This window comes from Phenylobacterium sp. LjRoot97, assembly GCF_964254345.1.
GTDB lineage: Bacteria > Pseudomonadota > Alphaproteobacteria > Caulobacterales > Caulobacteraceae > Phenylobacterium.
Genome location: NZ_CAXUTH020000002.1, coordinates 184894 through 205135, shown reverse-complemented (window position 1 = coordinate 205135; position 20242 = coordinate 184894). Strand labels below are relative to the sequence as shown.

17 protein-coding genes are annotated in these 20242 nt (G+C 67.8%); 14 read left to right on the top strand and 3 right to left on the bottom strand.

Features of this window, described 5'->3' with window-relative positions; genetic code table 11:
* Positions 1–2 precede the first annotated feature (2 nt).
* The 8 genes from ACSQ2H_RS23080 (at position 3) to ACSQ2H_RS23045 (ending at position 8858) form a co-directional block, all read left to right on the top strand.
* Positions 3–1400 carry a chemotaxis protein CheW gene (locus ACSQ2H_RS23080; RefSeq protein WP_436063787.1) on the top strand — a complete coding sequence of 466 codons (1398 nt, stop codon included), beginning with the start codon at positions 3–5 and terminating at the stop codon, positions 1398–1400.
* Positions 1397–2488 (top strand): chemotaxis-specific protein-glutamate methyltransferase CheB, encoded by a 1092-nt coding sequence (cheB, locus tag ACSQ2H_RS23075; RefSeq protein ID WP_436063786.1) that lies wholly within the window; start codon positions 1397–1399, stop codon positions 2486–2488. The genes ACSQ2H_RS23080 and cheB overlap by 4 nt, the downstream gene beginning before the upstream one ends.
* Positions 2485–3327, top strand: a complete 843-nt coding sequence (locus ACSQ2H_RS23070; protein ID WP_436063785.1) for a CheR family methyltransferase — start codon at positions 2485–2487, stop codon at positions 3325–3327. The genes cheB and ACSQ2H_RS23070 overlap by 4 nt, the downstream gene beginning before the upstream one ends.
* 1 nt (position 3328) lies before the next feature.
* Positions 3329–5233, top strand: a complete 1905-nt coding sequence (locus tag ACSQ2H_RS23065) for a chemotaxis protein CheA (protein ID WP_436063784.1) — start codon at positions 3329–3331, stop codon at positions 5231–5233.
* Complete coding sequence (locus ACSQ2H_RS23060; protein ID WP_436063783.1) at positions 5230–5496, top strand: hypothetical protein; 267 nt, start codon at positions 5230–5232, stop codon at positions 5494–5496. Before ACSQ2H_RS23065 ends, ACSQ2H_RS23060 begins: the two co-directional genes overlap by 4 nt.
* A 5-nt stretch (positions 5497–5501) precedes the next feature.
* On the top strand, positions 5502–5897 hold the full coding sequence (locus ACSQ2H_RS23055) for a response regulator transcription factor (protein ID WP_436063782.1): 396 nt from the start codon (positions 5502–5504) through the stop codon (positions 5895–5897).
* Positions 5897–6547 (top strand): chemotaxis protein CheX, encoded by a 651-nt coding sequence (locus tag ACSQ2H_RS23050; RefSeq protein WP_436063838.1) that lies wholly within the window; start codon positions 5897–5899, stop codon positions 6545–6547. Before ACSQ2H_RS23055 ends, ACSQ2H_RS23050 begins: the two co-directional genes overlap by 1 nt.
* Before the next feature lie 109 nt (positions 6548–6656).
* On the top strand, positions 6657–8858 hold the full coding sequence (locus ACSQ2H_RS23045; protein WP_436063781.1) for a PAS domain-containing protein: 2202 nt from the start codon (positions 6657–6659) through the stop codon (positions 8856–8858).
* A gap of 162 nt (positions 8859–9020) precedes the next feature.
* Here the strand turns inward: ACSQ2H_RS23045 and ACSQ2H_RS23040 are convergent, their stop codons facing one another.
* Positions 9021–9959: a universal stress protein gene (locus tag ACSQ2H_RS23040; protein ID WP_436063780.1), complete on the bottom strand. Its 939-nt coding sequence runs from the start codon at positions 9957–9959 to the stop codon at positions 9021–9023.
* A 270-nt stretch (positions 9960–10229) separates the two neighbouring features.
* Between ACSQ2H_RS23040 and ACSQ2H_RS23035 the strand changes: the two genes are divergently transcribed.
* The 5 genes from ACSQ2H_RS23035 to ACSQ2H_RS23015 all read left to right on the top strand — a co-directional run bounded on the left by ACSQ2H_RS23035 (position 10230) and on the right by ACSQ2H_RS23015 (position 17657).
* Positions 10230–13412, top strand: a complete 3183-nt coding sequence (locus ACSQ2H_RS23035; protein WP_436063779.1) for a DEAD/DEAH box helicase — start codon at positions 10230–10232, stop codon at positions 13410–13412.
* A gap of 381 nt (positions 13413–13793) precedes the next feature.
* Positions 13794–14111 carry a hypothetical protein gene (locus ACSQ2H_RS23030; protein WP_436063778.1) on the top strand — a complete coding sequence of 106 codons (318 nt, stop codon included), beginning with the start codon at positions 13794–13796 and terminating at the stop codon, positions 14109–14111.
* Positions 14068–15258 (top strand): SDR family oxidoreductase, encoded by a 1191-nt coding sequence (locus ACSQ2H_RS23025; RefSeq protein ID WP_436063777.1) that lies wholly within the window; start codon positions 14068–14070, stop codon positions 15256–15258. The genes ACSQ2H_RS23030 and ACSQ2H_RS23025 overlap by 44 nt, the downstream gene beginning before the upstream one ends.
* Positions 15259–15379: 121 nt before the next feature.
* Positions 15380–15754 (top strand): sensory rhodopsin transducer, encoded by a 375-nt coding sequence (locus tag ACSQ2H_RS23020; protein ID WP_436063776.1) that lies wholly within the window; start codon positions 15380–15382, stop codon positions 15752–15754.
* A 67-nt stretch (positions 15755–15821) separates the two neighbouring features.
* On the top strand, positions 15822–17657 hold the full coding sequence (locus ACSQ2H_RS23015) for a glycoside hydrolase family 15 protein (RefSeq protein ID WP_436063775.1): 1836 nt from the start codon (positions 15822–15824) through the stop codon (positions 17655–17657).
* Here ACSQ2H_RS23015 and ACSQ2H_RS23010 read toward each other — a convergent pair.
* Together ACSQ2H_RS23010 and ACSQ2H_RS23005 are read right to left on the bottom strand one after the other, a co-directional pair.
* Positions 17623–18069 carry a TIGR02588 family protein gene (locus tag ACSQ2H_RS23010; protein WP_436063774.1) on the bottom strand — a complete coding sequence of 149 codons (447 nt, stop codon included), beginning with the start codon at positions 18067–18069 and terminating at the stop codon, positions 17623–17625. The genes ACSQ2H_RS23015 and ACSQ2H_RS23010 overlap by 35 nt on opposite strands.
* Positions 18069–18890, bottom strand: coding sequence for a TIGR02587 family membrane protein (locus ACSQ2H_RS23005; RefSeq protein WP_436063773.1), 822 nt, complete (start codon positions 18888–18890; stop codon positions 18069–18071). Before ACSQ2H_RS23005 ends, ACSQ2H_RS23010 begins: the two co-directional genes overlap by 1 nt.
* A gap of 162 nt (positions 18891–19052) precedes the next feature.
* Between ACSQ2H_RS23005 and ACSQ2H_RS23000 the strand changes: the two genes are divergently transcribed.
* On the top strand, positions 19053–20048 hold the full coding sequence (locus ACSQ2H_RS23000; RefSeq protein ID WP_436063772.1) for a methyltransferase: 996 nt from the start codon (positions 19053–19055) through the stop codon (positions 20046–20048).
* Positions 20049–20242: the final 194 nt, after the last annotated feature.

Sequence of the window (20242 nt, the reverse complement as noted above, 5' to 3'; positions counted from 1 at the left end):
CCTTGCCGAACGGCGCGCCCTACCTGCAACTCATGGCCGGTGAAGCGGAAATCTACGCTTCCGCCTTGGCCGTGCGCGAAGTCGGCCGTGTCCCCCCGGTCACCCGCGTGCCTAACAGCGGCGCCATGCTGGAGGGACTGGCGAACGTGCGGGGACAGGCCGTCCCGATCGTGTCCCTGCCACGCTGGCTAGGCTCGCCCCGCGCGGCATCGACTCAGAAATTCGTCCTGCTCTCACAGCCGCAGCCGCTTGGCCTGATCGTCGACGGGATCGGGCAGATAACAGAGCTGCCGCATGTTGCGGGCGCGGCGCGTCCGGCCTTGCTGAGGCGGGGTGCCGATGACCTGTTGCACCCGCTTGATCTTGGCCTTGCGGCGGAAAGTCCGCGGGGCGGAGCCTCCGATCAGCGCGATACGCCGCGCCAGCTGCGTTCGATGGCGCGGCGCGAGGAGCGAACGGCTCTGATCACCTTCCTGATTGGCGGGCGCACCTACGGCTTTGCGCTTGCCGAGACGCTTCACGTCACGCCGCTGCCGGACGACGTGCTGCCGCCGCCTGGAGCAGACCCGGCGGCGTTAGGCGTCACGGAATGGCGCGAACGGTTGCTGCCGATCATGAACCTGGGACGACTGCTCGGCCTGGAGCCTGGCCCCGCCCGTTGGGTCCTGGTCGTGAGCTGCCGCGGACGCCCCCTCGGCCTGGCCGTAGAGACGCTGGGGCCGGTCGTCAGGCTGGAGAGCTCGAGATTGGACAGGGTTCCGGCCGCCATCAACCGCGGCTCGGCCGAAGCCCAGGTCAGCGCCATCGCAAGGCCGCCGGGCGGCGGCCTGATCGCCGTGCTGTCGACGGCGCAGCTGTTCGACGCCGACCGCCTCGCCGCTATGAGCGGGCAGCCCGAGCAATTTCGCGGGCAAGCGGCCGCCCAGAGCGCGCACGCAGCGTACCTGCTCTTTCGCCTCGGGGACGAAACCTACGGGCTATCGCTCGAAGGGGTTGAGGGCGTGGCGGCCTGTCCCACCTCGCTGTCGCGCGTGCCCGGCGCGCCTGACTTCGTTCTCGGTCTCATCGATCACCGGGGAGAGGCTTTGCCGGTCATCGACCAGCGGGCCCGCCTTGCGGTCCCGTCGGCCGTCCCCCAGGCGGCTTGCGGCGCGCTCATCCTGACCCGCCTCGCGGGGCGCTTGGCCGGACTTCGTGTCGACGCGGTGCTGGGCGTCAGGCAAATCGAAACCTCCCTCATCGAGGGGGCGGCGGAAGGCGCCGGGGCCAGCACCGGCTTCACGAAAGTCAGCTGCGCCGAGGACGGCCATTTGGTCCTGCTCGCCAGCCCCGATGACCTGCTGGCGGCCGCTGAGCGTGACCTGCTGAAGCGCCACCTGACCGGATCGGCAGCCTCATGATCCGGCTCCTCGTCGTCGACGATTCAGCCCTTATGCGGCGGCTGCTTGCGGACCTCTTCTCGGAGGATGGCGGGTTTGAAGTCACTCTGTGCCGTGATGGGCAGGAGGCGCTCCGCAGTCTTGAGGATGTGCAGCCGCAGGTGGTGGTGCTCGACATCACCATGCCAGGGATGGACGGCCTAGCCTGCCTCAACCAGATCATGCTGCGCCGGCCCTGCCCAGTCGTGATGTTCTCGTCATTGACCTCAGACGGAGCCGATCAGACCCTCCAGGCGCTGGCGCTCGGCGCTGTCGACTATATGGCCAAGCCTTCGGGGGCGGTCTCGCTCAAACTCGACGAGTTTGGACCTGCGCTCATCGAGAAGGTGCGGGCAGCGGCTGGCACTCAGGTGTCCCGCGCGCGCAGGCTGAGGGAACGTCTCGCGCTCTCGGCGCCGCCGGCCGGATCGCCGCGGCGGAACGATCCGGCGACGAGGAAGACGGCGCCACGGACCGGCGGCGCTGCCGGAGAGCCGCCCTGCATTGTGCTGGTGGGCGCATCGACCGGCGGTCCGCCAGCCCTCGACGCCCTGCTCACCCCCCTGCCCGCCGACTTCCCCAGTCCGATCGTCGTGGCCCAGCATATGCCCGCGGCCTTCACCGGGCCGTTGGCGCACCGGCTGGACCGGATCTGCGCGCTCAAGGTGCTCGAAGTGGCCGCGCCGGAGCGGCTCGAACCAGGCTACGTCTATGTGGCGCGCGGCGAGGCCGACATCGTCATCACGCGCCGTCGCGCGGGTTTGTTCGCGCTGCCGGCCCCCGCGAGCGGCGCCTACCGATGGCACCCCAGCGTCGACCGGATGGTCGCCAGCGCAATGGAGCGAGCTCCAGCGGCGGACCTGCTTGGAATTCTCCTCACCGGGATGGGCGTCGACGGCGCCAGCGAAATGGCGCGGCTACGCGCCGAAGGCGGAACCACCCTCGCCGAAGCCGAGGATACGGCCGTCGTCTGGGGCATGCCGGGCGAGCTGGTGCGCAGAGGCGGGGCCGAGGTCGTTGCACCGTTGGACGAGATTGCGCCCTGGCTGATGGAACGGGTGCGCTCATGAGCGCTCAGCCCGCCGCGCCGACGATCTCGAGCGACGACCTCGATTTCCTCAGCGCGTTCCTCTACCAGCAGACCGGCATGACCTTCGGGGACGCCAAGCGCTACTATATCGAGCGGCGGCTTCGCGAGCGGGTTGATCGGAGCGACGCGGCGTCGGTGTCCGCCTATCTGGCGAGGCTTCGCCACGACGCCGACGAGCGCGAGCGCATTATCAGCGCCTGCACGGTCAATGAGACGTACTTCTTCCGCGAGATCTATCAGCTGGAGGCGCTCAGCAGCGCTCTGCTCCCAGCAATCAGCCAGAAGCGTCGGCCTGGAGAACGCATCAGAATCTGGTCGCTGCCCTGCTCCACAGGCGAGGAGCCTTATTCCATCGCCATCTGGCTGCTCGAGCACTGGGGCATGGTCGATGCGTACAATGTTGAAATTGTCGGTTCGGACGTGGATCGTCAGGCGATCGCTGCTGCGCGGAGCGGCCGGTATGGAGCGCGGTCGCTGGCGCGGCTGCCGGACAAGGTCGCCGCCGAATACTTCGAGCCGGAGGTTGGCGGCAGTCGCCGCATCATCGAGGATCTCCGCGAATCCGTGACCTTCACGCCCGCCAATCTGGTGGACGCCGCCAGCATGCGCAGTCACGGTCGCTTCGACGTGATCTTCTGCCGCAACGTCCTCATCTATTTCGACGATGCGGCGCGCAGCCTGGCGGCCGATCATCTCTACGAAGCTCTCGCTCCCGGCGGCTTTCTCTGCCTGGGGCACAGCGAGTCCATGGGGCGGATCGACCCGCGGTTCTCAGTCGTTCGCCTCGACAACGCGATCGTCTATCAGCGGCAGGTCTGAGATGGACGAACTCCTCGAACAGTTTCTGATCGAAGGCCCCGATCAAGTCGCAGAAGCGGTCGAGGCCTTGCTCGCTCTCGAACGCACGCCCAATGACGCGGGCGCGCTCGATCGGGCGTTCCGCGCGGTGCACACGCTCAAGGGGTCCACCGGGCTTTTCGACCTGCCCGCCATGGCCGCCACCCTTCACGCCGCCGAGGACGTCCTGGCCGACCTGCGCAGCGGCCGCCGCACCAGCGAGCGCCCGCTGATCGACGCCTTGATGGGGGCCTTGAACAGGTGCGAGTCCTGGATGTCGGAGCTGGCCGCCGGCGCAACGGCGGCGTCTCTGGAAGACGCACAAGACGTGCTGGCCGCTCTTACGGCGCGCGCGCCCGTGAAAGTGCGCGTGGAGGCCGCACCAACGCAGGCTGCGCCAGATTGGGCCCGCGCCTTCGCCGCGCGCGCTGCGCCTGGCGCTCGACAGGTCACCGTCCTCAGCTATCGGCCCGACGCGCAGGCGTTCTACCGCGGCGAAGACCCATTAGCGCTCGCCGCAGCCACGCCCGGCCTGACTCTGATTGAATTCGAGCCTGGCGCCGCCGCGCCGGACATCGCCTACGACCCCTATTCGTGCCGCCTTGAGTTTCGCCTCGCCTCCAGCGCCGATATCGCCACGGTCCGCGAGGTGTTTCAGCCTGCCGTCGGACAGTTCGAGCTGTTCGAGGTCAAGGCGCCGGAACGTCAGTCTACGCGAACGGCGGCCCGCTTTCAGCGGATCGACCAGTCTCGCATCGACACCCTGCTCGGCGCCTCCCAGGACCTGACGGCTTGCAGCGCTGAGCTCGGGACGTTGTCGCGACGGCTCGAAGATGTCGGCGCTGCGGAAGCCGGCGAGATCGCCGCACAATCGGCCGCGCTCACACGCGCCGTCGGTCGTTTGCAGGACGAGATCATGTCGCTGCGCATGGCGCCGATTGGACCGCTGCTGCGACGCTACCGACGTCTGGCGCGCGAACTCGCCGCCGAGCTGGGCAAGCCTGTCGAAGTCGAGCTCGAGGACGGCGGCCTGGAGGCCGACAGGGACATCATCGACGGGCTCGCCGAGCCCCTGACGCATGTTGTTCGCAACGCCATGAGCCACGGCATTGAGCGGACGAGGGACCGCGTGGCCTCGGGCAAGTCCGCCACCGCCCGGCTGACGCTGACCGCCCGCCGCGTCGGCGCGCGGCTGGTGCTGCGGGTGATCGACGACGGCGGCGGCCTTGACCTTGGTGCGATCCGCCGCAAGGCGGCCGAGCGGAACCTGGCCTCGGCGTCGGCCCTGGCCGAGATGAGCGACGACGAGGCGGCCGATTTGGTCTTCCTGCCCGGGTTTTCGACCGCCGAGGGGGTGAGCGCGCTCTCAGGTCGTGGGGTGGGCATGGACGCGGTCAGGAGCGCCCTGATCGCGATGGGCGGCGAGGCGCACCTTCAAAATCGCCCTGGGCTTGGGGTGGAGGTCGTGATGAGCGTCCCATTCCGCATGGCGATGAGCAGCATTGTGGTGGTGCGCGCCGGCTCTGAGCGGTTCGGCGTGCTGCTGGACCAGATCCAGGAAACGATCCTTCTTGCGCCTGGCGATGTTCATCCGATCCGGGCAGGCTACGCCATCGATTGGCGCGGCCAGACCACGCCCCTGCTTTCCCTTGCCGAATTGGTCCAAGACCCTTCCCCGCCTGACCTTGGCCAAGCCCGCCGCGCGTTGGTCCTACCGACGCCCGATGGAGCGGCGGCCCTCGCAGTCCAACAGGTTCTGGAGCGCCGCGACGTCATCTTGCGACCACTGAGCGGATTGCTCGCCCACACAACTGGAGTGGCCGGGAGCACAACGCTGGAAGATGGCCGGCTGCTGCTTGTGCTCGATCTGGAGGCCCTGGTGCGATGAGCGTGCGCCTTGATGAGGACGTGATCCGGCTTGAGGGTGATTGCCCCGTTGACGACGCCGAACCCCTCGCGGCGCTGCTTGACGCCTCGCCCGGCCGCCCCGTCGACGTGACCGGCTGCGGCCGCCTGCACAGCGCCGTGGCTCAGGCGCTGCTCCATCTTGGCCCCGTCCTTCAGGGCGAGGCCGCCCACCCATTCACGCGCGACCATCTGATCCCGGCTCTGAGGGCCGCGCGTAACGCCCAAAGCCCTGCCCGAGAGTAGAACTGATGACTGATGAAACCTCTATCCATCCGACCGTCCTGATCGTCGACGACAGCAAGCTCGCCCGGATAGTCGTCGGGAAAGCCGTCGCGGCGGTGCAACCCGAGTGGAAACGCATCGAGGCCGGCAACGCCGATGAAGCGCAGGCGTTGTTGGACCTTGGCGGCGTCGACGTGGTGATCCTGGATTTCAACATGCCCGGGCGAAATGGTTTGGAACTGGCCGAGCTCATCCGCGCCCGGCATCCCGAAATGCCGATCGCCCTGGCGACGGCCAATGTGCAGGACGAGATCATCGCCCGCGCGCGGGCGGCCAACGCCAGCTTTGTCGCCAAGCCGATCACCGAAGACGGTTTGGCGGGTTTCCTGAACGGCGCCGCGCTCAAGTTGCGGCGCCGGTGATGGCCGACCCCGTTCAACTCACCGAACTTGAGCACGACGCTCTCACCGAGCTCGTCAACATCGGCGTCGGCCGCGCGGCCGCTTCCCTGCGAGGCATGGTCGGAGACCAGGTCCTGCTATCGGTGCCGTCGGTCGAAATCGTCAGCCGGATGGCGGCTGTGACTCTGATCCGCGAGCGCGAGAGCGAAGAACTGGTCGCCGTGCGCCAGAATTTCGACGGGGCCTTCTCCGGTCGCGCCATGCTCATTTTCCCGCAGGCCAACAGCCTGGAGCTGGTCAAGGCGGTGACCGGCGACGAACTGGACCACGCCGAGATGCGCGCGCTTGAGCTTGAGGCGCTCGCCGAGACCGGCAACGTCGTGCTGAACGGCTGTCTGGCGACCATGGCCAATCTGCTGCGCCGCCCTCTGACCATGTCGCTTCCGGAGGTCGTGCGCGGCGACGGCCGGCTGTTCTTCGAAATTGAACAGACGACCACAGACGATGCGATCGTGCTGTTTCTATACATCAATTTCACAATCAGCGGCCGCGACATCCGCGGCTACATCGCCATGTTGATGGATGTCCCTTCTTTGAGCGCCCTGAAGGTCTTGATCGGCGAGTTCATCGCCAGCGTGATGGCCGCCGACGACCTGGGCGAGTTGTCCTGACGTGAGCAAGTTTCAGATCCTGTCGGCGATTCCTGCGCCGGTCCTGCAGGCCCTCGAGGCGCTGCCAGCCCCCGCCCTCGAGGCGCTTTCGGGATCCTGGTGTTGGGACGTGCGGGCCTCGCGCCTGCATGCCGACGCGCGTTTCGCCCAGCTATGCGGCCTCTCCGCGGACGAGGCGGCCGCCGGGCTGCCGACGGCGGCTTTCTTCTCCGCAATCCATCCCGACGACGCCCTGCGTATCAAGATCGCCGTGGCGGGCGTGATGCAGGGCGCTGATTTCTTCGCCAAAGAGTACCGGGTCGGCGACGCGACCTCCGGCTACCGCTGGGTCGCCGCGCGCGGCGCGGCCGATCGTGATGAGCACCATCGCCCGCTGCGCTTCAGCGGGGTTGTGACGGACATCACCGAACAGAAGCGGGTGCAGGAGCGGCTGAGGGTCGCTCAATCGGCCGGAGGTGTCGGGACATTCGAGTACAAGGCCGGCTTCGGCACTGTCGAGGTCTCGAAGGAATTCTGCCGGCTGCTGGGGCTCTCGCCGACAGACGCCCTGCCCGTGAAGACCGTGAACGGAGCGGTCATTCAAGGCGGTGAACTGATTGAACTGGCGCGCCGCCAGCTGGGTGAGCTCGAACAGGCCGAATTTCTGATTGTCCGGCCCGACAACGGCGAGCAACGCTGGATCGCCCGACGCGCCGAAGTCGTCGATGACGACTTCGGCGAAGGCGAGCGCATGGTGGGGGTGATCCACGACATCACCGAGTTCAAGCGTGTGGAAAGCGAGCTGCGCCGGCTTACGGCGTCGCTCACCGACCGGGTGGACGCGCGGACGCGCGAACGCGACCAGGTATGGAACCTCAGCCAGGACCTGCTTTTCGTCGCCGGGCGGGACGGCAAGTTCCGATCGGTGAACCCCGCCTGGACGGCGATGCTCGGTTTTTCGACCGAGGACCTGGTCGGAGCTCCGGTGCATGCCCTGATCCATCCCGACGATCTTCCGGCCATGCGCGAGCGAATGGCGCGCGCCGCGCGCGGCGAGTCGATAGGCGAGTTCGAGTGCCGCGTCCGCTCCCGCGACGGCACGTTCGGCTGGTTCAGCTGGACCACCACGCTGGCCGGCTCCGTCGTCCATGCCGCCGGCCGAGACGTTAGCAAGCGCAAGGCGCTGGAGGAGCAGCTGCGCCAGAGCCAGAAGATGGAAGCCGTCGGCCAGCTCACCGGCGGACTGGCCCATGACTTCAACAACATGCTGACCGGAATCCTCGGCGGCATCGACATGGTGCGCCGCCGGCTGCAGGCCGGACGCGTGAACGACGTAGAGCGCTATCTCGATGCGGCAAGCACCTCTGGCCAGCGCGCCGCAGCGCTCACTCACAGGCTTCTGGCCTTTTCCCGCCGTCAGAGCCTGCACAACGCGCCGGTCGATGTGGGGGACCTGGCCACCTCGATGGCGGACCTTCTACGCCGCACGCTCGGAGAGCAGATCACGCTGAAGCTCTCGATGGACGCTGACCTTCCGCTGGCCCTGGCCGACGCCAACCAGCTGGAAAGCGCCATACTCAACCTGGCGATCAACGCCCGCGACGCGATGCCAGGCGGGGGATCGCTGACCATCGCGGCGCGCGCGGTCGCGCTGGAAGCTGCCGATCTGGCCCACAGCGACCATGCTGCGCCGGGCGACTATGTCGAGATCAGCGTCGCCGACACTGGCGCAGGCATGTCACGCGAGGTGCTGGCCAAGGTCTTCGACCCATTCTTCACCACCAAGCCGATCGGCCAGGGTACAGGCCTTGGCCTGTCGATGATCTACGGATTCCTGCAGCAGTCTCACGGCCATATCCGGGTGGAGAGCCGGCTGGGTGAAGGCTCCATGTTCCGGCTCTACTTGCCCGTTCATGCGGGCGAGGCGTCCCTTCAGGACGAGATTGAGCAGGCGGCTCCGGCCGGCGCTGGCCAATCGGTCCTGGTGATCGAGGACGACGCCTCGGTCCGCCTGCTGGTGATGCAGTTGCTCGAAGAGCTTGGCTACGAGGCGATCGAGACCACTGGCGCGCGCGAGGCCCTGCCGCTGCTGCAGTCGAATGCGCGGATCGACCTGGTCGTCACGGACGTTGGCCTGCCGGGCCTCAATGGCCGCCAGCTCGCCGAAATCGCCCGCGAGTCGCGGCCCGAGCTGCCGATCCTGTTCATGACCGCCTACGCCGCGCCGGCGCTCGATCAGAACGAGTTCCTGGACGAGGGCATGGCGATTATCTCCAAGCCGTTCGGCCTTGACCAGCTTGCGCAACGCATCGCCGCGATGCTCGCGGGCTGAGCCTCCCGCGGGCGCTCTCGGCGGGGCCAACCGGGCGGCTCTACATGGCGCGTTCGGTTGGCAGATGGGCAGCAACAGCTGACGGCCAGCAGGCGAGAGCCTCATCGACCCTGCTAAGGCGCTGAAGGCCGGCCCGTCCGAGGGCTTTCAGCGGCCTTTAGGCTAAACGTCCGGAACCAGCAGAACGTCGCTGACCAGGCATTCTAGCGCATCCTTGACCACCGAGCCGAGCAAAAGTTCAGCGATCAGCCCGCGGCCGCCCGTCGTCATGATCACCAGATCGGCCCCGACCCGCGCGGCGTGTTCGCACAGCACCCGCGCAGGCGCGCCATGCTTGATCACCAGGGCCGGCGCGCCGCCCTCTCGTTGGACGGGCAGGGCGGCAGCGAACGCCTCCAGCTCCTTCTCTGCGGCCTGGCCGGCCTCCGCCTTAAAGGCGGCGCTGTCTTCCACCAGTCCGGCCATGGGCGCGTCGAACGCGTGCAGATACGAGTAGATCGGCTCGGGGAACAAGCCGGCCGCTGCCGCGTGACCCGCGCGGGACGCCTCGCTGAGATCCGTGGCGAACACGGCCTGGCGATAGGGCCCCTGCGTCCGACCGCGGACGACCAAGATGGGGGTGGCGGTGCGTCGCAGCACGCGGTCGAGAGTTTCACCAAGTTCAAGCAGGCTGTAGGGCGAGCGCCGCGCCGCCCCCATGACGATCAGGTCGCACGCCGTCGACGCGGCGGTTTCGTCGATCCGTTTGGCCGCATCGCCGTCCTCAAGCAGGATTTCGATCTGCTCGGCCTGATCGCCGATCTCCTGGCGCAGCCGGCGACGAATGTCCGCCACCGGATCGGCCTCTCGCAGCCAGCTGCGAGGACCATCCGTCATTACCTCGTCCTCGGTGCTCCGCACGTGCAGAACCAGGAGCTGGGCGTTCCATTGCTGACGGATTTGAAGGGCGCGCTCGAGCGCGCGGTCTCCGTCGGGGCCGAGGTCGGTGGCCAGCAGGACCCGGCGAGGCGTCGTCACAGGGCTGGTCATGCCGATTGTCTCCTTCGCTTTGAGCGCGGGTGGTCGCGCGGCTTGACCGTGGGTGACGCCTGAGCGCCGCAAAGGTTCGCAGGAAGGCGATCACAGTCTCGCCAGCGCAGCAGCCGACGCCCCGTGCGCGCGCCGTCGGGCGAAGTTCCTGGCTGACGTCGGGAACACGAGGCTCATGCGCGAGTTTGGCCATCCTCCGCGGAGGGCGAGACGGCGATGGCCAGGGCGAAAGACATACTTCAAACGGCGTCTGGAACTGCGCTTCATCCCGGGCCGAGGCGCGCGAGCAGCTCTGGTCAGCACCGCCCCCGCCAACCCCCCACCGCATTCCTCGCCCAGGCCTTGGTCGCCCCGATCCTGTCGATGGGGCGTGAGGGTCTCGTCTATGTTGCGTCGAGCGAGCGGCGAGCCGAGGAAATCGCCAGGGCGTTGCGAAGTTTCGCGCCTTCCGTCAGCACGCTACATCTGCCCGCCTGGGACTGCCTGCCTTATGACCGCGCCTCGCCGTCCCGTGAAATCATGGGCCGACGCATGGACGTTCTGGCGCGGCTGGAACAGACTGACGAAGGCCCACGCGCGCTCATCGTCAGCCCCGAGACGCTGCTTCAGCGCGTCCCGCCCGCCTCCGCCATCCGCGCCGGACGCCTGATGATCACCTGCGGGCAGGTCCTGCCCCGGGCGGAGCTCGAAGCCTTCGCCCGACGCACCGGCTACGTCTTCGACGAGCGTATCGATGAACCGGGTGAGATCGCCATCTTCGGCGAGGTCGCGGATGTGTTTCCACCTGCCCTCGAAGGGCCGGTCCGGATCCGTTTCGGTGATCGGGACAAGGTGGTCGAAATCGCAGACTTTGATCCCCTCACCCAGCGTTCCTCTGAACCCTTGCAGGAACTTAGCCTGGGACCGGCATCGGAACTGGTGCTCGCGAGCGGCTGCGAGCGCGCCCCCGGGCAGGAACACCTGGCGCCGGCGACTTACGGCAAGTCCATGCGCCCGGTGCTGTCGCTGCTGCCGGCCGCCGCCGTCGCCCTGGATCGCGATGCGGTTCGTCGCCTGACCGACCTTGAGGCGCTGATCAGCGAGGCCCACCTGGCGCAGCAGAACCTGGGCCAGGCCAGGCCGCCGCCGCCCTCTGCACTCTACCTCAGCACGCGCTCGGTCTCGGCGGCCCTGGCCCGGCGCAAGCGCGTGGAGATCAACAGCGACGGCGTGGAGGCCGCGCCGAACTTTGCGCTGTCGCTCGATCCTGCCCGCGCCTTTGCTGACCAGGTGCGCGTGTGGCTGGCCGCCGGACGCAAGGTGGTTCTGACCGGCCTGCCCCACGAGCAACGGCCTATGCTTCGCGCCCTTGAGCGGCGTCTGGAGCAAGAGGTGACCTGCAAGGACGATTGGGAGGAAGTGTCCCAGACGCCCGCCGAGGATCTGCTTTTCGTGCCCGCCGACCTTGAGAGCGGTTTTGACGCGCCCGGCCAGGCGTTGTGCGTGGTCGCGGCCTCCGATCTGCTAGGGGATCGCTTGAACCCGCGGGACGACCAACGGGCCCTGTTGGCCGATCCTGACCTGCGACCCGGTGACCTCGCCATCCATGAAGACCATGGGCTGGGCAAGGTGGTCGGCCTCGAGCGGGTCAGCATCGACGGCGTCGAGCGCGAGGCGCTGCGGCTGTCCTACTTCGGCGACGCAGGCCTTCTCGTGCCCATCGAGGACCTGGACAAGGTCTGGCGTTACGGCGGCGACCCTGAAGTCGTGGGTCTCGACCGCCTGCATACGGACGCCTGGACGAGACGACGGGCCGAGATCAGCCGCGATATCGACGACGTCGCCGCACATCTCGTCGCCCTGACGAAGGAGCGGCAGGCGATCAAGGGCCTGAAGATAAAGCCGCCCCGCGCCGGCTATGCCCGGTTCGCCGCCCGTTTTCCCTTCCCGGAGACGGCGGACCAGAGCGCGGCGATCGAAGCGGTGCTCAGCGACATGGCTTCCGGGAGAGTGATGCAGCGCCTGGTCTGCGGCGACGTAGGCTTTGGCAAGACCGAGGTGGCGATGCGAGCGGCGGCGGCGGCCGCCCTCGCCGGTCATCAAGTTGCGCTTATCGCCCCCACGACCGTGCTGGCACGCCAGCATTTCGAAAGCCTCCGCCGCAGGTTCGCCGGGACCGGCGTGGACATCGGCCAGCTTTCGCGGCTCACCTCCGCGGCCGAGGCCGAGGCCGTGAAGGCAGGACTGGCGGACGGTTCGGTCGGCGTCGTCGTCGGCACACATGCTCTGGCCGTTCCGGGGATTCGGTTCAGGGATCTGGGCCTGTTGATCATTGACGAGGAGCAGCGCTTCGGCGCCCGGCTGAAAGCCGATCTGGCCGCCCTTGCGCCTGACGCGCATCGCCTGACCATGACCGCCACGCCGATACCTCGCACGCTGCAGCTGGCGATGGTCGGGCTGCAGGACGTGAGCGTGATCGCAACGCCCCCTGCCCGGCGCCGCCCCATCCGGACGTTTCTGGCGCCCTTCGACCCAGCCACCCTGCGAACCGCGCTGCTGCGTGAACGGGCCCGTGGGGGCCAGAGCTTCGTGGTCGTGCCGCGGATTTCGGACATCCAGCCCCTGGCGGATCAACTCGCAAGGCTCTGCCCCGAGCTCACTGTCCGGGTCGCGCATGGCGATCTTCCCGCCCAGGCCGTCGACGACGCCATGATCGCATTTTCGTCCGGCGAAGGCGACATTCTGCTGGCCACCAGCATCATCGAGAGCGGCCTCGACGTTCCCCGCGCCAACACGATGCTCGTCTGCCGCGCCGATCTGTTCGGATTAGCGCAGCTGCATCAGTTGCGAGGCCGGGTCGGTCGAGGGCGCGCCCAAGGCGTCGCCTATCTGTTTCATGATCCCGTCGAACCGCTTGGAGAGGCCGCCCGGGCGCGGCTCGGTACGCTTGAAGCGTTTGACCGGCTCGGATCGGGCTTGGCCATCAGCGCGCAGGACCTGGAGGCCCGTGGCGCCGGCGATCTGGCGGGCGAAGAGCAGGCCGGACACGTCCGGCTGATCGGCACGGCGCTTTATCAGCGCCTGCTGGCGGCGGCGGTTCGCGCCGCAAAGGGGGAGCCCGCCGCGATCAAAGCGCGGCCGGCCATCAATGTCGGCCTGACCGGCGTCCTGACCCAGTCCTACATTCCCGACGAGACAGTGCGGCTCAATCTCTACGCCCGCCTGGCGCGGATGGAGCACGTTCAGGAGGTCGCCGCCTTTGAGGAGGAACTGGAAGACCGCTTCGGCCCCCCTTCGCCTGAGGTCCTGGACCTGCTGGCGCTCACCCGTTTACGCACACTGGCTGCAGCCGCCGGCGTCGCTCGGATCGACGCCGGGCCCAAGGCGATCGCGCTGAGGTTCCAGGGTCCTGTCCCGCCGGCGCCCGCCGGTTTCTCCGACCTGGACGCAGGCGAAGATCGGATGCTCTGGCCCCGTGTTGGGGGGGACGATGGCGAGACGGCACGGAACCTGTCAGAGCTGCTCGAGGCGCTGCGCGCTCCTTAGGGCGGTCGCGCCAGCAGAACCTTTTGCGAGCCATGACGGCGGCATGCTAAAGTATTCCACGCTGGCGGACGTTCATTTCGTCAGCCGTTCCCGGGAACGATAGCCCTCACTTCAAGGTTATTGACAGGTCCGGAACAACGCCCCCCCTGTGATGCCGGACCTCCCGAGCGATCTGGCCGCCTCATTCCCGTGAGGCGGCCTTTCGTTTGTTGGTTTCACAGCCCCATGGTCCGCGCAAATCGACAGTATGTGACAACGGCATGCGCAGCCCTGCCGATTTACTGATTTAACATTTGATAGGGCCGCCATTTTTCCGCGCCTGAGGGAACGGCTACTGCCGTGCGGGGTTGGAAATCTCAGCAAACCGGCAAGGAGAACGCGATGCTTGGCGGATGGGAGACTGCATTCGGCTTCGGAGCGCTGGCGCTGCTCATTACGCTGGCCTACGGCGTCTATCACACCCGGCACGTCAGCAGGGGCGCAGAGCGCGCCGCGGAGGCTGGTGCAAAGCGGCTGTACGACGACCCGCGCGAGAGCGACGCCCCGCCTGCTGGGGCCCGCCGGCATTCAGCCCCGCTGCTCATTTGGCTCATGGCCGGATTGCTCGCCATTTGGTTGGTCGCCATCGCGGCCATGCAGGCGACGGGCGTCGTGAATGTCGATCCGATGGACGGGCCGGCTTCGGCAACAGCGCAGTAGTGCTCGCCACGCACGCCGGCCCGCTCGCTGGCCGCCGGAGCTTGGCGGCGGGCGTCGTTCAACCCGTAGACTTTCGAGCCGCTCTCGCAAGCGGAAGGGGATTTTGTTGAGCCGAACACGTCAAGACCTCCAGGGCGGCAAGCGCCGCGAGGTGGTTGTGATCACGGGCGCTTCGGCCGGAGTCGGGCGGGCCGTCGCACGAAGGTTTGCACGTACCGGCGCTTGCATCGGGCTTATCGCCAGGGGAACCACAGCTCTGGAAGCCACCGCCGCGGAGGTCCGCGAACTTGGCGGGGAGGCATTGGTCCTGCCGCTTGATGTTGCAGACGCCGCGGCGGTGGACGCCGCCGCAGCCGCGGTGGAGGCGCGTTTTGGTCCGATCGACATCTGGGTCAACGGCGCATTCGCCGGCATGCTGGCGCGGTTTGTCGACATGGACCCGCTGGAATTTCGCCGCATCACCGAGGTCACCTTTCTTGGCCAGGTGCATGGCGTGCGGGCGGCGCTCGCCAGGATGACGCCCCGAAATCGGGGCGTCATCGTGCTGGTGGGCTCAGCCCTCGCCTACCGGGGCATTCCCCTGCAATCGGCCTATTGCGCGGCCAAGCATGCCCTGCAGGGCTTCCAGGACAGCGTGCGGGCCGAACTTCTGGAGGCTGGCAGCAGCGTGAAGCTCACCATGGTGCAGCTGCCAGGCGTCAATACGCCCCAGTTCGACTGGATCCGCACAACCATGCCCAGGGCCCCCAAGCCGGCGAGCCCGCCCTACCAGCCCGAGGTCGCTGCGCAGGCCATCTGCTTCGCCGCCCGCCATCCGCGCAAGGAATTGGTGGTCGGCGCGCCCAGTTGGCAGGCGATCCTCGGTGACCGCATCGCCTCGCCCTGGCTTGACCGCTATCTCGCCGCGACCGGCGTCAGCGGCCAGCAGGACGAAAAGGTCCTCGCCGCCGGCCGTCAGGACAACCTGTATCGCCCGATCGAAGGCGACCGCGGCGCTCATGGCCGCTTCGACGCCATCGCGCGCGAGCACAGCCCATTGCTCTGGGCGAGCATGCACCGGGCTCCGGCGGTGCTTGCGCTCTGCGCGGCGGCCGGAGCGCTCGCCTGGCTGGGCGGGCGGGCGCGGCGAGCGGGCGGGAGGCCTTGAAGGCCAGGTGAGTCTCCCAGGCAGTGATGCGAACTGATCCAGGAGCGTGCTGCTTGGTCCTGTCGCGCCAGGACCCGCCACCGACTTCTGCACATGGACCGACCACGAGGAGGACAGCGACTTGGGACAGCCGATCGGACGGCGGACCTGGGTGATCGCCGAGGGCTACATCCCCACGACGAGCCATGGCCCGGCCCCGGAAATGACCAGCCATGAGACCGCCTGCATCCTGAACGCCGGCGATGCTGACGCGCAGATCGAGATCGTTCTGTTCTACACCGACCGGGAGCCGGTCGGTCCTTACCGGCCGGTCGTGCCTGCCCGGCGCACGAGGCATGTGCGGTTCAACGATTTAGCCGATCCCGAACCGGCGCCCCGGGGGGTCGAGTACGCTTGCGTCATCGCCGCCGACCAGCCCGTCGTCGTCCAGCACACCCGCCTGGATTCGCGCCAGGCTGAGAATGCGCTGATGACCACCGTGGCCTGTTCGCAATGACCGCGGCGCAAACAGTGCTGGGCTGTGGGCCGGATCGGACGGCGCCGCCAGCCCTAAGGATCGTTGAGTGAGTTCGGCGATCGAAGACTACGGCCTGATCGGAGACGGGCGCACCGCGGCCCTGGTCAGCCGTTCGGGCGCCATCGACTGGCTCTGCCTGCCGCAGTTCGATTCCCCGGCCTGCTTCGCCGCCCTGCTCGGCGACGAGCAGAACGGCGCCTGGTCGATCGCCCCCCTTCATGACGCCCCCCAGGTGGCCCGCCGCTATCTGGGCGACACCCTGGTGCTGGAGACCGTGTTCACCACTCCCGACGGACAGATCGCGCTCATCGACTTCATGAGCATGGACGATCAGCGCCAGACCCTCGTGCGGTTGGTCGAAGGTCGCGCGGGCGTGGTCGAGGTCCGCTCCGACATAAGGCTCCGCTTCGAACACGGCCGTGTCAGCCCTCTCGTGCGATCGGGAGCCGCTCGGGAGGTGGTTGCAATGGTCGGGCCGCTCGCCGTCGTGGTCCGCGCCGAGCGCGACCTCGATTGCGGCCACGGCCGGCTGACCTCCAGCTTCGGATTGGCCGCTGGCGAGCGCGTCTGTTTCGAGATGACGTCGTTTCGCGCCACAGGTGAGCCGCCACCGCCATGCGATCCCGACGCTGCGCTTGCGGCTACGACGGAATGGTGGCGCGAGTGGAGCTCTCGGCACACCTATCAAGGACCTCACCAAGCCGAAGTGGTTCGCTCGCTGATCACGTTGAAGGCGCTCGCGCACCGCGACACCGGCGCATTGGTCGCCGCCCCCACGCTGGGGCTGCCCGAGTGGCCGGCCGGCCCGCGCAACTGGGACTACCGGTTCTGCTGGCTTCGTGACGCCACCTTCACGCTGCTCGTGTTCCTCGACGCGGGTATGGCCGAGGAGGCCGGCGCATGGGTCAAGTGGCTGCGCCGGGTGGCAGGCGGCGAACCTGTCGACCTGCAGCCGGTATACGCAGCCAGCGGCACACGACTGTACGGCGAAGTCGAAGCAGACTGGCTGAGCGGTCACGGGGGCGCAAAGCCTGTGCGGATCGGCAACGCCGCAGACGTGCAGCTGCAGCTCGACATCTACGGCGAGGTGATCGACACGCTTTACTTCGCGCGAACGCGCGGCGTCGACGGCGACGGCGACGCCGAGGCGCTCGTTCGTCTGCTGGCGGCCCGCCTCGAGGAGATCTGGCGCGAGCCGGACGCGGGCATCTGGGAAATCCGCTGCGAGGGACGCCGGCACGTCTATTCGGCGGTGATGTGCTGGGTCGCCTTCGACCGCGCGGCCCGCTGGCTTGGTGCGTCCGATTCCGACGCGCAAGCCCGCTACAGCGCTCTGGCCGAGGAGGTGAAGGCCGAGGTGCTGGAGAAGGGCTTTGACGTCGCCCGCAACACGTTCGTCCAAGCCTATGGATCGAGCGCCTGCGATGCGAGCAACCTGCGACTGCCGCTGGTCGGCTTCTTGCCCGCTGACGATCCGCGCATCGTCGGCACTGTCGAGGCCATCGAACGCGACCTGCTCAAGGACGGCTTTGTTCTGCGCTACCTGCCCGAGGCGGCGCCGGACGGCGTCGAGGGGCCGGAAGGGGCGTTCCTCGTCTGCACCCTGTGGCTGGCGGACGTCTATATCCTACAGGGTCGCCACGCCGAGGCGGCCGCCCTGCTCGACCGAGTCTGCGGCGCGGCAAATGACCTGGGTTTGCTCGCCGAGCAGATCCAGCCCGGAACCGGCCGGCTGCTCGGCAACTTTCCGCAGGCGCTATCCCACCTGGCGGTTGTCGATACCGCACTCGATCTGCGTGAAGGCGGCGGTCCGGTTCAGGACCGTCTCGCCCGGGACGAGCCGCGGCTCAGGGATCGGCGTATCCCTTCGCCGTCAGGGTGAGCGCGCCTTGGCGCGGATCCTCTCGGAAGAAGAGCCCGCCTGTCCGCGCCGATCCGGCGGGGACATAGTCGAAGGTGGCGCCCGCGGTGTCTGGTTCGCCCCCTGAGCTCAGTTCGCCTTCCACCTCCACCTGGGCCGCGGGCCGATCTCCGCCGTTTTCGACCCGGAACTCGACGAGGTGGCCGCCCTCAACGGCTCTGACCGCCAGTGCTGAAACCTTGAGATCTGGCGGCGCGTCACGACCGCTGAGCGCATCCCAGAGGAGAAAGCCCAGCGTTGCGAACAGCAGCAGCGCGCCAAGCGTCGCCGAGCCCCATTCAAGCGCCGGGGTCGAGCCAGATTCCGCGGCCGCGGGCTTGGTCGCAGCGCGCCCTTTTTGTGGGGCCTTACGCGAGGGACGAGGAGGGGCCATCAGATCACCAGTCGAGCCGTGGCGCAGCCCAGGGCCGCTGGAAAGGCGAGCACAACGATCATGGCCAGGGCCTCGTGCGCCGAGACCCCATCGAGGCGCCCGAGCGTCCACAGCGTGTAGAGGCTGACCAGCAGCGCAAGCCCATAGCCGGGAATGCTGAAGAGGACGAACGCCCTGAGCGCGCCGCCCTGGCCGCGGCGCAGATCCTGACCGGGCAGGCCGAGCTGATAGACCACGCCATGCAGGACAAGGACCGAGAGCAGCACCAGCAGCAGGCTGCGCACGGGGCCCATCTGCTGGGCGATGAGCGGCACCTCTTCGGTGGGGGCGATGTTAAAAGCGAGGAACAGCGCGCCCACCATCATCGTGAACAGCTCCGCCAGATACCCGGACGGGCGCTGGGTCTCCTCGCGGTCCACGCCCATGTCCGCGAACTGCTTGCCTGCGAGCAGCGCGCCGATGGCCCCCGGGATCGCGCACAACACGATCTTGCCGACTGTCTCGCCGGGCGCGTGGGACAGCCGCAAAGCCCCGAACAGCGCCAAAACCGAAGCGGCCAGCGCCACGCCGATGGCGAAGGCGGCGAGGGCGTCGAGGATCTCATCCTTCCACCGGAAGGTCGGCTCGAACCCTGCAAAGTACGAAAGGCCCACCAGCACGGGCATGGTCATCACCAACAGAATGACCAGCCGCGTGCGGTCCATGGCCAGGCCCAGTTGCCACATCTCCATCGTCATCAGCAGCGGCAATGCAAACAGCAGCGCCCCGCCGAGCCCCAGGCCCAGAGACCGCGCGTACCTGCGCTCGGCGTCGAGATTCAAGCCGCCTCCCCGTCTCACCGCTGCGCTGCCAGCGCAGCTTGCTTCGCGCCTAGCAATTCCTGGGAGGCAGATCGGTTTCATCGCCCCGCGCCAGCCAGCACCGGGTCGCGAAACTCTGAAATCACCGCTCAAGGAGCCGTCGGGAACGGCGCAGGGGCCGGAGTGTTTGAACCTCCGGCCTGCGGCCCGTCCGCAAACGCCGCAACAGCTGGGAGGTCGCCGGTCTTGGGTTCACTCGACGAAGCCTTCGCGCGCGGCGCGCTCGAACTGCTCAGCGACCTTCAGGCGGCCGACTATCGGTTCATCACGCCTGGCGTCGGCACGATCGGCTACAATCGGCGCCGGAGAGCCGAACGCACGCCGAGCCTTGCCGACCTGTTCGGGTGGAACCTCGAGTTCGACCCGGCGCAGGTGGAGATCCCGCAGTTCGCACGGTGGGCGCAGGCCGGCCTCTTCGATCAGGGTCGCCTCTGGAAGAGCCGCCTGCGGGTGTCCTGGCTGCGAGGACGCCTCTACGCCCACTCAAGCTTCCCCACCACCGCGCGCGACACGGTGTTTCTTGGCCCCGACAGTTATCGGTTCGCGCGGATCATCGCCCAGCAGACGCCGCCCCGCCCTCCAGCCCGCGTTCTTGATATGGGCTGTGGTGCCGGGGTTGGCGCCCTGGTCGCCGCCGATCTCTGGCCGGACGCGGAAGTCGTCGCCCGAGACATCAACCCGGCCGCGCTGGACCTGACAAAGATCAACGCCGCGGCCGCGGGCCGCCGGGTGCGTCATAGCCTTGGCGGCGACCTGCCGAAGGACCTCGCGCCGTTCGATCTGATCATCGCCAATCCGCCGTTTATCGCCGACCCGTCCGCCCGCATCTATCGCGACGGCGGCGGCATGCTCGGTCTGGAAACGACGATGCGCTGGGCTGATCAGGCCGCCCAGATACTCGGTCCGGACGGCGCACTGCTGGTCTACGCCGCCACGCCGATCGAGGACGGGGGCGCCGACCCCCTCCGAGCACATCTGTTAGACAGCTTCCCGGTCGACGCCTGGCGGCTCGACTATGAGGAAGTCGATCCGGACGTATTCGCAGGGCTGCTCGGCAAGGGCGCCTACGTCGCAAGCGAGAGGATCGCGGCCGTCAGCTTCACGCTTCGGCGTCGCTGAGCCTTTGGAGCGACGGGCGCCGCGCCGTTCGCGGCGGCTCAGCTGGACGGCGAAGACAATCCAACGCGCAGCCTAGCTCTAGCTTAAAACGTCTAATTACTCAGTAATTTCAGACAACGCTTTACATATGTTAGTATTGCTCAAGAAAATTTCGCGATCAGAGTAAAAACGACGCAACGACCGACTGATTGCAT